The organism is Flavobacterium sp. GW823-FHT06G12, assembly GCF_058794775.1.
In genome coordinates this window covers 420,316-432,688 of sequence record NZ_JBXAHE010000002.1, presented here as the reverse complement: position 1 = coordinate 432,688, position 12,373 = coordinate 420,316, and the positions used below count along the sequence as shown (strand labels likewise).

The window sequence follows — 12,373 nt, the reverse complement described above, 5'->3', positions numbered from 1 at the left end:
GGGCTCTTCTGCAACTGTTTTTTTATTCTGCAGCGTTAAATTGATCAAACGTCATCTTTTTTTCAAAATACGGTTTGTCTTTTGCAGAAAGCAACATCTTTTTCCATTTATTGTCTTTTAATTCAAAAGAGATTGAGTCTGAGTGTTGAAGAATTCCCATATCCATGTTCTCATCTTCGTCTGCAGGTAAAAACGCAACAGTTTTGCAATAAAAAGATTTTGGATCAGATTTGGTAGAAGGATTTACGATTTCAACCCAGTTCCCCCAGCCGCTGTCAGACATTGAGCTCCATTGGTGTACTAATTGTAGTCCGGTGTTTTTTAAATAATAGAGATAGTTTTCGTGTGAATAACCACAAGCAGGATATCCAAAATTGATTTGTATAAAAGGAGAATTTTTAGCAGTCTCAGATGTTAATCCGTAAGAAGCTGTCCACTCAGAACCTTTTTGAAAACTTTTAATCGCAACTTTAGAAGATGCGGTTTTGGTTTTATTCTGATAAAAGTCTAATCGGTATTTTACAGTAACAATGCTGTCTTTATCTGCGTGCTGATCTACCAAATGCGCTAAGATAAAATCTGTCGAAGATTCTGTTTCTCCAGTATAAATCGCTACAGTATCGGTTTTAATAATTTTTTCATTAGCTGAAACTTCTAATGTCTCCTGTGGTTCAATGATTTCTGCTGTTGGTGGTGCAGCATCTGTAGGTTTTGTTTTTTGACATCCGATTAAGAGCAATACGAAGAAAAAGGGGGCTATTTTCATAAGGTTTATATTAGATTTTCAAATATAAATTTTTCATCGTAATCGACATTAAATTTATTTAGAAAATTCAGAAATTCATCATTAAAATTTTGCTTTTTATGATGTTCCTTTTGATTTTCAATGTATTTGTAAACAGAATTAATTTGAGATTGACTATATGAGAAAACGCCATATCCGACTTGCCATGAAAATTTGGATTTGGTTAATTGATTGTCGTTGATGTACTTTGAAGATTTTGCCTTAACATTTTTCATGAGTTCAGATATGGAAATGGTTGGCTTAATGGCTAATAAACAATGTAGATGATCTTCGACACCATTTACAATAATTGTTTTACCTCCATTTTCATTAATTAAATTTCCAATCACGCCAAGCAATTTTGATTTCCAGCTTTCCTCAATTACAGCATTTCTATATTTGACTGCAAAAACTACTTGAATGTAAATTTGATGATAGGTATTTGCCATACTTTTTTTGGCAAAATAAATCATATCTTTTTAATAATTGTAGTATTTATCTTTCTTTTTTTGAAATGTGTCGTTTCGCTGGAACTTTTGGAATTATTAATTATATTGCTTTCCACGGATTAAAATCCGTGGCTTCAATATTTAAACGTTCCTACGGAACTTTGTCAAATGTTTATTTGATCGTAAAAGAGCCATTGGCTCGAAATATTTTGTAGGGCCGGATTTTAATCCGGTTGACCATGAAAAATCCGCATTTAATTTGAAGAGCCATTGGCTCGATTCATATTTTAACCCCAAATTTTAATCTGTCCGTAACATTTAATTTCTACTAAAAAAACCAAGTAGCTACAAAAATTGCTGTAATCACACAAATCAAATCTACCAAAAGCATCGTGCCTAAAGCGTATCGGGTGTTTTTGATATTTACAGATCCAAAATAAACCGCAATTACATAGAAAGTACTTTCGGCGCTGCATTGGAAAATACTGCTTAATCTTGCCGTTAGAGAATCGGCTCCAAATGTATTCATAGAATCAATTAAGAAACCTCTTGAACCAGCAGAACTAAATGGACGCAGCATGGCAACAGGAAGTGCATTGGTAATTTCTTTATTTACTCCCATATTCGAGAAGACAAAAGCAATTCCGTCACTGATAATTTCAAATAAACCGCTGTTTCTAAATAGCGAAATCGCAACCAGCATTCCTAAGACATAAGGAAAAATCGTAACTCCTGTTTTGACTCCGTTATTGGCTCCAACGACAAAAGTATCGAAAACAGTCGTTTCAGCTTCTTTGAATTTCTTTTCATGTCGGAATGAGAAAATCAAAGTAAATGCTATGATCGCAATTAAGATTAATCCAGAAAGGTTAGAGGTAAAATAGTTTTTTCCAATCAAATCCAAATGATTTACATACATCAGTAACCCCACAATTGCGGCAATTAAAACCATTAAACCAATAAGAAGAGAGGCGCTTTTGAAATTGATTTTCTGTTTGATTCCAACAATCAAGAAAGCAGCAATGGTGCCGATAAACGAAGTTATGATACAAGGCAACATTACATCGGCAGGATTACTTGCGTTTGCAGCAGCTCGATAACCAATAATAGAAGTTGCAATTAAAGTCAATCCAGAAGCGTGAAGACACATAAACATGATTTGCGCATCACTCGCTTTGTCCTTTTCGGGATTTATTTCCTGTAAACTTTCCATAGCTTTTAATCCAAATGGAGTTGCAGCCGAATCTAATCCCAAGAAATTGGCAGCAAAATTTAAAGTCATATAAGATATCGAAGGGTGATTTTGTGGAATGCTCGGAAATACCTTAACAAAAACCGGACTCAGTGCTTTTGCTAATTTTCCAGAAGCTCCAGAAACGATTAAAAGTTCCATCAAACCACAGAAAAAAGCTAAATAAGCGATAAGCGGCAGAATTAAATCAACCAAAGTGCTTTTACAAGTTGGCAATAAACCATCAGATTTTTGAAGTCCGCTATAAATTTTTACGGTTTTGTTTTTGTAAACATACGTTGTATCGGCATTTAGTGTATCACGATTGATGACCATGGTCTGATCTGGCGCTTTCTTAATACTGTCTTTTAAGAAAGCAGGAAGTTCTTCAACGTATTTTTCAGAAACTAAAATAGGGTCGTCTTTTTTTCCATTTAAAATAGAATCAATGGTATATGTATTGGCAGTAAACAAACTGACTACAATAAAAACAATCGAAGAAATAAAAATCGCTAACCAAAATCTGCTTAATACCATAATTGTAATTTTTTGTAAATGTAATTATTTAGCAATAATACGCATAAAGATTTTAGGAGTGAAACCCGAAGTAAGAGTTATGAGCAACAAAATTTTTATAAAAATTCTGATTATTCAATAACAATTTTGGTTCCCAAATAGGTTTCAAAAGATTTAATTCCTTCAAATAAGATGTGTTTTTTGTTGCTTTCGATTTCTTTGAAAAGCTCCGTTTCTATTTTAGCATGATCTTTTTTGATTGTCCTTTTCCAAATGCCAATCACTTTTCCATTTTCTAAAATTATGGGTTTAAAGATGCCATTATTAGTAAAAACTTTCGATTGATGATCTGTTTGAAAAGAAGCTTCTCGTGTTTTATACGAAATTAGGATCTCATCAAAAGCGGGAAGAAAATGTACGCTTTCGCGAAAGTTATCTGTATTGTTAATGTCTTTTTTAAGCCAATATTGCTGATTATCAATAGTAATTTTATTTAATTGCAACTCTATTGCATTAATTGTTTTTTGGCAAATTGTGGGAGGAAAACCCGACCACCAAGAAAAATCAAGTACTGTTGCAGGACCATGACTTTCAAAATAACGTAAAGCAAGTTTGGCTAAAGCTTCTTCTTTATTTAGTTTGGAGTTTGGTTTAGAAACTCTTTCTTCGAGCAAAGCATACGTAATTTGTTTGCCTTTCATTTCTCCATTGCAGACTAAACCATCCAATTCGGCATTCATCATAATGGCAGCACTCAAGAAATCGGCGCTTGAAGTTTTCTTGATGCCAAGTTCCTGCATGATTTCATCTCGAGTCAAATGATTGTTTCCTGCCAATAGTTTTTCGATAGAAGTATTAGCTTGGTTTAGCTTTTTCTCATCAAAACCATATTTTTTAGCTGCAGAAGAAGTGAAACGTTTTACTTGCGGAGCCGAAAGATCCAGCATCCAATAAATATCATCAGGAGAAACAAAATGCCAAGTCGGACGCAGAATATGAGTTCGGATAATTTTGCCCGAATTTATAGCTTCTTCAATCTCTTTTTCGCCAGCATCACAACGAGAACCAATGGCCCATTTTGCCATTGCATAATCTTGAGCCTGCATAGCACCAAGATGTTTTACAATTTCTTGTGGCGAACAAGAACTTGTTTTATAAAGCTTTTGCGAAACCAAACGGTAATGCGAAATTTCCTCGTGTGTCATTTTTAGACCATTTAAGTCGTTGAAGTTTATTTTAACACGATGGTTAAAAATCTTGGCATCTTAGTAGCTTAAAAGCTATACATGAATAATCTCTTCATCAATCAATAAATCTTCTCGACGCAAGCGCAAAAAAACCTGAGCAACTGCAATGGTGTCTTTTTCGCAATAGGTAATGATTCGGTCAATATCTTTTTCAACATAATAGACATGCGCAACCTGACTTCCGTCAATATCACCTTTTGGAGAAGGAACTCCAAGAATCTTGGTGAGCAATTTTAAAGATGTAAAATGCTTATAATCGCCAAATTTCCATAATTCTAAAGTATCCAAATGTGGAACTTCCCAAGGCTTTTTACCAAATAAATTCAGTTTATCTGGAATTGCCATTTGATTGATGATCATTCTTCTTGCAATAAACGGAATATCAAATTCTTTTGAATTATGCCCGCACATCAAATGTTGTGGCTGATTAAAATGATTGTTAACCAGATTCGAAAAGTCTTTTAGAATTTTCTTCTCATCGCCAAAAAATGAGGTAACTCTAAAATTTCTAACATCTCCTTTGATTGTAAAAAAACCAACCGAAATGCAAATTATCTTTCCGAATTCAGCCCAAATTCCAGCACGTTCGTAAAATTCTTCTGGAGAAAACTCGTCTTTTCGTTGATATTGTGTTTTTAAATCCCAAAGCGTTTGCATTTCTGCGTCAAGCGAATTGAAATTATCTTCTTCAGGAACTGTTTCTATATCAAGAAATAAAATGTTATTTAGGTTTATTTTTTCAATCATATTTTTTTGCCACGAATTCACGAATTGAACTAATTTTTTATTCTGTATAAATGTACATAAATTTAGATTTTTAATTTATCGTAAATTAAAAATGAATGAATTATCCTTCTTTTTGTACAGTAAAACTAAAATAAACTTTGTTGTGGAGATGGACTTTCGTGTTCCAAAAGCCATTTTTTACGAGATAATCCTCCAGCATATCCAGTCAAGGATCCGTTTGTTCCAATCACGCGATGACAAGGAACTACAATCCAAAGCGGATTTTTACCATTTGCCGAGGCTACGGCACGAATTGCTTTTACATCTCCAAGTTTTTTGGTCTGATCCATGTAACTTACCGTTTTACCGTACGGGATTTCCAATAAAGCTTTCCAGACTTTTTGCTGGAATTCGGTTCCTTGCGGATTCAGTTTTAAATCAAAATCGGTTCTTTTTCCTTCAAAATATTCATTTAATTGCAAAACTGCATTTTGTAAAACTTCTGGAATAGTTTCTGAAACCTCATTCGTACCAATATCAGAAACAGAAATTACCGAAATGCCGTTTTCATCTCCAATGATTTTGGTGATTCCTAAAGGCGAATTAATGAAAACTGTTTCCATGATTTTTTTAATTTTAACCGCAAAGAAGCAAAGTTCGCAAAGTTTTTTAAAACTATGTAAGTAATTTAAGTTTTTGCACGACAGTTTAGACGATTGTCACCCTTAGAGAAGTCGAAGGCTTATGAAAACGAAATGGGCTTCGACTTCGCTCAGCCTGACAGTAAGATTTAATAATCTCCCAATCTGAATTTATAATCTAAAACGGTTTCAATTTTTTCACTTGAAATTACCTTTTTAATATTCGATTTTTCTGAACTAAAATTTGGCAAAGGCAAATTCATTTCGATAGCTTTTTGAGTGTAGTAATCTTTTCTTGACAAATGAAAGGGCGCAACGGCGTTATAAACATCATTCCATTTAGATTGATTTAGGATTTCTTCAATAATACCAATGCAATCTTTTTGATGAATTAAGTTTACAGGAGCATCTGGATTTTCTAGGTTTTCTTTTCCTGCTAAAAACGTAACAGGATGACGATCTTCGCCAATTAAACCTCCAAAACGAAGAATTGTGGTTTCAAAGTTTTGATTTTGCTGAAGAAGATTTTCGACTAAAAACAATTGTTTACCACTTTCCGTTTCTGGATTCGGAATGTTTTCTTCTGCTATAAAACCATTATCATCACTATAAACAGAAGTTGAACTTACAAAAAGCACTTTCTTAATCGTTGATTTTTCTATAAACGGAATTAAATTTTTGATTTTATCTACAAAAGCTTTCTTTTCAGAATTAGGATCGACTGCTCTTAATTTTGGCGGAATATCTATAATTAAGATTTCGCTTTTTGCTAAAAAAGAATCAATGTTTTGAGAAACTTCTTTTTCTTCAATTTCAACCAAAAACGGATTTATTCCCGCATCTTTTAGAATCGAAAGTTTATTCTCTGAAGTTGTAGATCCGTTTATCGAATTACCTTTCGTAATTAATGTTTTTGCTAAAGGAAGTCCCAGCCAGCCACAGCCTAAGATGCTAATTTGTTTCATTTTTTTTAAGGTTACTGCAATTAATAATCTCGAAAAGTCGCTAAGTTTAATTTTCTTTACGACTTTGTGAGATTAAAAGTCACAGAGATATTCTTTGGTTACAAAGTTAAAGTAAATCGGACTTTGTCTTTTCCTTTTGCGCCCATTCTGTTATAAAATTTAATCGCTCTTGTATTGAATTCCGGCGTTTGCCATTGAATGTTAACGCAATTGTTTTGTTTTCCGATTTCTTTTAATCTCTCAATTAAGATCTCGCCAATCCCAAAACCTCTCGTTTCTTCTTCCAAAAACAAACAATCCATATAGAGAAAGTTTTGTGCGTTCCAGGTCGAAAAATCAAACGTATAAGAAGTGTAACCAACAATCGTTTCGTTTGTAGCCACAACCAAGCAAAATAATTTTGGATTTTGGCCAAATAAAGCGTTTTTTAAACCATCTTCTTTTCCTTCAGGAGAAAACTCAGCTTTTTCAAATTCTGCGTGTTTTTCAATTAAAACAAGTAGTTTGGGTAAATCTGTGATTTCACAGTTTCTTATTGAATATTCCATTGTAAGTTAATTTCATTTTGTAAAAAGCTAATGAAATGATGAAAATAATCGGGATAGCTTTCTTTAGCACGTGTGGCAATAAAGTGTTTTCTTTTCAATCCATTTTTTCCAACTTTCACTGCTCGTAAAGAAGTGGTTTTTAAATAGGGTGTAAATGCCCATTTTGCCATCGACATCACGCCCATATCGGCTTTAACCATTTCGAGCGAAGCTTCGGTTAATGGCATTGGCGTTATTTTCTTCGGACTTACTTTGGCTGGAGCCAAAAGAAATTGGTGAATAGTAACGGTCTCCAAAGGAAGTGAATGAATAATCAAATGTTCGTTGATGAAGTCTTCTGCAACTACATATTTTTTATCAGACCAAACATGGTTTTCTGAAACTACCATAACCATTTCATCCTGAAAAAGCTCTTGATATTTGATGTTGTTGTCTTTTATCTGATCGCTTACAATGGCAATGTCAATGGTGTTTTCCAGCAATTTTTGCAACGGAATATGGGTTGCCTCGGCTACGATTTTCAATTCTACATTCGGATATAAAAGATGAAATTGCTTTAAAACCGAAGGAAGCCAATGATAACTTGAGAAACATTCAGTACTGATTCTGATTTCGCCATGTTCACCAAAGACCATTTGTTTGATTTGAGTTTCGGTTTCGGCAAGTTTATTCAGTATTTCGTTGGCAATTTCGTAGATTTTTTCACCAGCTTTTGTAAGCACCAATTTTTTGTTTGTTCTTAAAAATATGGCGGTTCCCAATTGATATTCGGCTTCTTTAAGCTGATGGCTCAAAGCCGATTGTGTCAAATGAAGTTTATCGATCGCTTTTGTGATGCTTCCTTCTTCGACAATTGCTTTGATCAATTTTAAGTGGCGTATTTCCATTTTTGGAGAATTAATACGCAAAGTAACAAAATTTCAGACTGGCTTTTGTATGAAAAAAAGTAATGCTCTTGATGAATTCTTTTCGTTTTTATTGTGTTTGATGTTCATCTACTTTTGAAAAAGTAAAACATTAAAACCTAAACAACATGGAAGCACAAATTAAACATTATGAAAACAAGTTAGCTTTTGAAATGGATCCGTCAGATTTATTTGAAGCTTTAAATAACGGTGAAAAAATAATCGTAATCGATGCCAGAAGAGCTTTTGGTTATGATGAAGAGCATATTCCGAATGCGATTAATATTCCGCATCGCGAAATGAATTTAGAAACGATAAAGGATTTAGATAAGGATGTTTTGTATGTAACATATTGCACCGGAATTGGCTGTAACGCGTCTACAAAAGGAGCCTCGAATATGACGAAATTAGGTTTTAAAGTAAAAGAGCTAATTGGCGGACTGGAATGGTGGAAAATCGACGGATATGCAACCGAAGGAACAAAAGGCGAAAATCAAGGTTTAAAAATAGAATGCGCTTGTTGATTTTGAGTTGCAAAGGTTCAGAGAAACAAAGGCGTAAAGGTTTCTCAACATATCTTAAAAAACAAAAGCACTATGAAAATAGTGCTTTTTATCTTGGTGTCTCTAAACTTAAATTTTACGATTCTATTAAAGCTTTTAAGCCTTGTAAAATCGGATTCTCTTCGCCTTGCGGTTCTTCTTGAACTGTGCCTGGACGATTATCTTCTTGAATTATTTCAAGTTTTGTTTTCTGATTTTCTTCAGTCAAAACATAATTCATTATAAAATAATTTTCCGGTTTATCTTCTAAACCAGGTCTTGGAAAAAACAGAGAGTATTTGATTTTCTGATTTGGAACAACTTCTAAAACTGTTCCCCATTGTTCAAAAACTTGACCATCCCATTCATTTCTAAATCTGATTTCGCTTCCAGTTTTCCAAGTCGTAAGCAAATCGCTTCCGTATTGCCATTGTTTGACTAATTCTGGTTGTGTTAATGCATTCCATACTTTTTCAACTGATGCATTTAAAACAATTGTAGAAATATTTGTTGCCATGTTTATTCTATTTTAACGTTGTTTTTCTCAGCGATTTTTTTGAATAAATCTTCTTTGTTTTCCGATTTCATTTTCTGATAAATAGCGCCAAGCAGTTGTTCAGAATCTTTCGCATATTCAGAATTTTCGTTGGTATAAATGATATGTGCAATAAAAATATTATCTAATGCTTTTTCATCGTCTTTGAGCATGAAATAGTTTTTTCCTGCACCAAAATAACCTTCGGCGTTGTCTGGATGATATTGAATTAGTTTTTCGTAATAACCGATCGCGGTTTTAAAATCAGATTTTAAAGTATAAACAACTCCAATGTTCATTAAAGCAAAATTTCCTTCGGGATAAATCTCTAGTGATTTTTTGTAATATTTAATGGCATTATCATAATCGTTTAACTGTCTATAAGAAACAGCAATATCATCAAGTGCAAGAACAAAGTTTGGATCTGATTTTAAAGCCAGCTGAAAACTCTCAACAGCCATTTTATAGTTGTTCTGACGCATAAAATCTTTTGCAATTATATAAGAGTTCTGTGCGTTTTTGTCTTTTGATTCGCTATAGAAAATATTGTCTTTGTTTTCTATTACTTCTGGAGCTAAGTTTGGACATTTTTTTGAAATGATACCTTGAACTCTCAGAATCATGCCTTGAATGCCTTCAACTGTATTGATAGATTCTCTAACTTTTGGATCTTTATCTGTCAGAATCAGTTCGCCCATTGGTTTAGTTAGACAGTCCCTAAAAACATCTTCAGTAATTTTTGAACTTTTTTCTAAACACTCACATGCTTTTGCTGCTATTTTTTCTTCGACATTTTGTGCATTAAGTGCTAGAAAGCTGTTGAAAGTCAAGAACAACACGAAGTTTTTTTTCATTTTAAATGATTTTGGGTTAGTCCAATTTCCTTATTCTGGTTTAACAACTACAGGTTTCAAACTATCTTTACTTACAGTCAAACTATCTACAGGTACAACAGGGGCAATTGGTTTTACTGGTGGCGTATATCTTTTGATTTTTTGCTGTATTAATACTGCGTCATTTAAAACGAATGGCGTTGGCATCATCCAATCATTTCTTGGTTTAACATTTAATAGCGGATTGCTCATTAAATCGAACGAACTCTCGATTAAATCCATATCAAAAATAGATGATTTATTGATGTAGAATTCCATTTCAAGCGGTTCGTTGCCTACAACATAATAACATAAAATTTTACTGTCTTCTCTTTGCAGACGGTTTCCTTTTTCGCCAGAAGTTGTCACTCCGTTTGCTTTAAAGTTAAAAAATGTCATTTTTGGATTAGCATAAATGTCATAACGGTTTACTTTTCTGTTTGGAGTAATTTTGATTTTCAGATATCTATTATTTCCAATTACGCTGTCTCTTAAAAATTGAATTGTCGGTTTTGGCACTTCAACAACAGGAGCAATTGCGCTATAAGTAAACGTTGTATTGTATTTACTTGCCAGCGGAAGCGTATTTAACCCAACTGCTTTTTGATTTTTTTCGCCTAAATACGATTTAGTCCATTCGTCTAAATTTGTGTCATAAGTGGTCCAAACAGCAGAATTGTTATCGGCATTGTAAACATATAACAAGCTGTTTGATTTGGCTTTTCCGTATTCGTAGCCAGAATTGTATCCTGCGTAAACGAAGAATGCGATAGAAGCAAGGAAGAAAACAACGATCCAAGCTCCTTTTTTAGCAAAAGCTCCAAATATCGGAAGCAATAATCCGAATAGTAAAACGGTTAAAACGGCACTTCCATATAATATTTTAAGTCCTAAACCAATCGGAAACATTACAATAAAAGGCGCAATAATTGCTAGGGCAGGAATAGAGAATATTAAATTCAATCCTAAACTATAGTGCTGTGTAAAGACAAAGATTCCGAATAATAAAATTCCGAAATATACAGGAATGATTAAAAAGCCTGCACCAGTTAAGCTGTTGGCTAAAAAAGCATTAATGATAATCCAAAGCAATAAAGGCGCCACAAAATGGTTCATGGTAATTTTAGCTTCAGAGAAATGATGATAGAAAGCAAAACAAATAGCAATGCTCAAAGTAACAAAAGCACCAATATAGGCATGCCCGTTATAGGTAAATCCGTTTAGAAGATCAGAATATTGCGGATAAATTTCAAGAAGAAGTTTCCATCCTAAAAAGGTTACTAATCCTGCAATTATAATAGACCCTAGAAGCGGAACAAACCCTTTGAAAATTTCTGTGAAAGTGATGATTCTTTTTGCTTTTCCAACAAAAATGAAAACAATCAATAAACCTAGAGCAATAAGCGTCATTGGCATTACCCAAGTAAACGGATAACTAATGAATGTAAAAGGAACATTGAAATAAACATTATCTTCTGTAGACTCCGTTTGGTTTAAATCAATATTGGTGAAGTATTTCAGCAAAGGCATGATGTAAGTGCCTTGATGTGCTAATGTAGTTTTGTTTAGATGCTGAACATCATCTTGTTGTGTGTGATAGTTGAAATGACCATCGATAAAAGCAAAATTGAAACCTTGAATGTTTCCTTGTTCTCTAAAGACAGTCAGATCAGTGTCGTTAGGAAGCATTTTGTAAATACTATACATCAAAGAATTTGAGACTGGGTAAGAAGGTTTTGCTTTAGTAAATTCTTTAACTAGCGCTTGGTTTCCTTTATTGGTTTCCATTAGCATGTAGCTTGGCCCAGAACTTCCTCTTGCTTCAAAATTTAAAACCAAACCAACATCTTTTGCCCAAGGATGCTTGTTTACGAATAAAGCTGCTCCGTTTAACCCTAATTCTTCTGCATCAGAAAATAAGATGATAATATCGTTCTTTTGAGGATGTTTTGAATATAAAAAGGCACGTACACCTTCTAAAATTGTTGCAACGCCAGAAGCATCATCGCTTGCTCCTTTTGAAAAAGAGTGAGGTGCACTGTCATAATGAGAAAGAAGTAAAAGTGCTTTTGTATTGTTTGTTCCTTTAATTCGAGCCAAAATATTTTTTGACTTTACCAAAAGACCTTTATCATTTAGAGTAAAACCTTCCTGAACACTTGTTTCTAAACCTATTCTGTTTAATTCAAGCTTAAGATAATTAGCAACTAGTTCGTGATTGGTAGATCCGACATAGTGTGGTTTCTGTGCAATAATTTCAACCTGATTTAAGGCTCTTTCGGTCGAAAATTCGGCCAGCGCTTCGTCATCTTTCGAAATTCCTTGCGGCATCATCGTGGCATATACAATACCGAGTAAAGCTAAAACGCAGACTATGGCGAGAATTGAGGTGGGGTTTTTTCTCATGGTGAA

General features: G+C 33.8%; 13 protein-coding genes. 1 reads left to right on the top strand and 12 read right to left on the bottom strand.

What is annotated here, in order from left to right; all coding sequences use genetic code 11:
* Window positions 1–22 precede the first annotated feature (22 nt).
* From AC1Q5Z_RS08800 to AC1Q5Z_RS08760, 9 genes are all read right to left on the bottom strand, one after another.
* Entirely contained in the window at window positions 23–766 is a 744-nt protein-coding gene (locus AC1Q5Z_RS08800; protein WP_343584770.1) for a hypothetical protein, read from the bottom strand.
* Between the two features lie 5 nt (window positions 767–771).
* Window positions 772–1,233: an IS200/IS605 family transposase gene (tnpA, locus tag AC1Q5Z_RS08795; RefSeq protein WP_343584772.1), complete on the bottom strand. Its 462-nt coding sequence runs from the start codon at window positions 1,231–1,233 to the stop codon at window positions 772–774.
* A gap of 328 nt (window positions 1,234–1,561) precedes the next feature.
* Entirely contained in the window at window positions 1,562–3,001 is a 1,440-nt protein-coding gene (locus AC1Q5Z_RS08790) for a nucleoside recognition domain-containing protein (protein WP_492444392.1), read from the bottom strand.
* Between the two features lie 110 nt (window positions 3,002–3,111).
* Window positions 3,112–4,185, bottom strand: a complete 1,074-nt coding sequence (locus AC1Q5Z_RS08785) for a winged helix DNA-binding domain-containing protein (RefSeq protein WP_343584778.1) — start codon at window positions 4,183–4,185, stop codon at window positions 3,112–3,114.
* Between the two features lie 75 nt (window positions 4,186–4,260).
* The gene (locus AC1Q5Z_RS08780; protein ID WP_343584781.1) at window positions 4,261–4,974 is read right to left on the bottom strand and encodes a 3'-5' exonuclease; all 714 of its coding nucleotides are present in this window, start codon (window positions 4,972–4,974) and stop codon (window positions 4,261–4,263) included.
* A gap of 125 nt (window positions 4,975–5,099) precedes the next feature.
* Window positions 5,100–5,576 (bottom strand): methylated-DNA--[protein]-cysteine S-methyltransferase, encoded by a 477-nt coding sequence (locus tag AC1Q5Z_RS08775; RefSeq protein ID WP_343584784.1) that lies wholly within the window; start codon window positions 5,574–5,576, stop codon window positions 5,100–5,102.
* 167 nt (window positions 5,577–5,743) lie between these two features.
* Window positions 5,744–6,559 (bottom strand): Rossmann-fold NAD(P)-binding domain-containing protein, encoded by an 816-nt coding sequence (locus AC1Q5Z_RS08770; RefSeq protein ID WP_343584786.1) that lies wholly within the window; start codon window positions 6,557–6,559, stop codon window positions 5,744–5,746.
* Between the two features lie 98 nt (window positions 6,560–6,657).
* The gene (locus tag AC1Q5Z_RS08765) at window positions 6,658–7,107 is read right to left on the bottom strand and encodes a GNAT family N-acetyltransferase (protein ID WP_198855177.1); all 450 of its coding nucleotides are present in this window, start codon (window positions 7,105–7,107) and stop codon (window positions 6,658–6,660) included.
* On the bottom strand, window positions 7,092–7,994 hold the full coding sequence (locus tag AC1Q5Z_RS08760) for a LysR family transcriptional regulator (protein ID WP_343584788.1): 903 nt from the start codon (window positions 7,992–7,994) through the stop codon (window positions 7,092–7,094). The genes AC1Q5Z_RS08765 and AC1Q5Z_RS08760 overlap by 16 nt, the downstream gene beginning before the upstream one ends.
* 146 nt (window positions 7,995–8,140) lie before the next feature.
* On the opposite strand from AC1Q5Z_RS08760, the gene AC1Q5Z_RS08755 reads away from it, so the two are divergent.
* Window positions 8,141–8,536: a rhodanese-like domain-containing protein gene (locus tag AC1Q5Z_RS08755; protein ID WP_492444388.1), complete on the top strand. Its 396-nt coding sequence runs from the start codon at window positions 8,141–8,143 to the stop codon at window positions 8,534–8,536.
* A gap of 115 nt (window positions 8,537–8,651) precedes the next feature.
* On the opposite strand, the gene AC1Q5Z_RS08750 is transcribed toward AC1Q5Z_RS08755, so the two are convergent.
* Genes AC1Q5Z_RS08750 through AC1Q5Z_RS08740 form a run of 3 tightly spaced genes read right to left on the bottom strand, consistent with a single transcriptional unit; the run spans window position 8,652 to window position 12,367 of the window.
* Window positions 8,652–9,071: an SRPBCC family protein gene (locus tag AC1Q5Z_RS08750; protein WP_492444386.1), complete on the bottom strand. Its 420-nt coding sequence runs from the start codon at window positions 9,069–9,071 to the stop codon at window positions 8,652–8,654.
* 2 nt (window positions 9,072–9,073) lie between these two features.
* The gene (locus tag AC1Q5Z_RS08745; protein WP_343584794.1) at window positions 9,074–9,943 is read right to left on the bottom strand and encodes a tetratricopeptide repeat protein; all 870 of its coding nucleotides are present in this window, start codon (window positions 9,941–9,943) and stop codon (window positions 9,074–9,076) included.
* A 30-nt stretch (window positions 9,944–9,973) separates the two neighbouring features.
* Complete coding sequence (locus AC1Q5Z_RS08740) at window positions 9,974–12,367, bottom strand: M28 family peptidase (RefSeq protein ID WP_492444384.1); 2,394 nt, start codon at window positions 12,365–12,367, stop codon at window positions 9,974–9,976.
* Between the last annotated feature and the right edge of the window lie 6 nt (window positions 12,368–12,373).

Coding starts and splice junctions, on each gene's coding strand:
- AC1Q5Z_RS08745 (WP_343584794.1), bottom strand. CDS start 9,943: ATGAAAAAAAACTTCGTGTTGTTCTTGACTTTCAACAGCTTTCTAGCA.
- AC1Q5Z_RS08790 (WP_492444392.1), bottom strand. CDS start 3,001: ATGGTATTAAGCAGATTTTGGTTAGCGATTTTTATTTCTTCGATTGTT.
- AC1Q5Z_RS08775 (WP_343584784.1), bottom strand. CDS start 5,576: ATGGAAACAGTTTTCATTAATTCGCCTTTAGGAATCACCAAAATCATT.
- AC1Q5Z_RS08755 (WP_492444388.1), top strand. CDS start 8,141: ATGGAAGCACAAATTAAACATTATGAAAACAAGTTAGCTTTTGAAATG.
- AC1Q5Z_RS08740 (WP_492444384.1), bottom strand. CDS start 12,367: ATGAGAAAAAACCCCACCTCAATTCTCGCCATAGTCTGCGTTTTAGCT.
- AC1Q5Z_RS08785 (WP_343584778.1), bottom strand. CDS start 4,185: ATGACACACGAGGAAATTTCGCATTACCGTTTGGTTTCGCAAAAGCTT.
- AC1Q5Z_RS08800 (WP_343584770.1), bottom strand. CDS start 766: ATGAAAATAGCCCCCTTTTTCTTCGTATTGCTCTTAATCGGATGTCAA.
- AC1Q5Z_RS08750 (WP_492444386.1), bottom strand. CDS start 9,071: ATGGCAACAAATATTTCTACAATTGTTTTAAATGCATCAGTTGAAAAA.
- AC1Q5Z_RS08760 (WP_343584788.1), bottom strand. CDS start 7,994: ATGGAAATACGCCACTTAAAATTGATCAAAGCAATTGTCGAAGAAGGA.
- AC1Q5Z_RS08780 (WP_343584781.1), bottom strand. CDS start 4,974: ATGATTGAAAAAATAAACCTAAATAACATTTTATTTCTTGATATAGAA.
- AC1Q5Z_RS08770 (WP_343584786.1), bottom strand. CDS start 6,559: ATGAAACAAATTAGCATCTTAGGCTGTGGCTGGCTGGGACTTCCTTTA.
- tnpA (WP_343584772.1), bottom strand. CDS start 1,233: ATGGCAAATACCTATCATCAAATTTACATTCAAGTAGTTTTTGCAGTC.
- AC1Q5Z_RS08765 (WP_198855177.1), bottom strand. CDS start 7,107: ATGGAATATTCAATAAGAAACTGTGAAATCACAGATTTACCCAAACTA.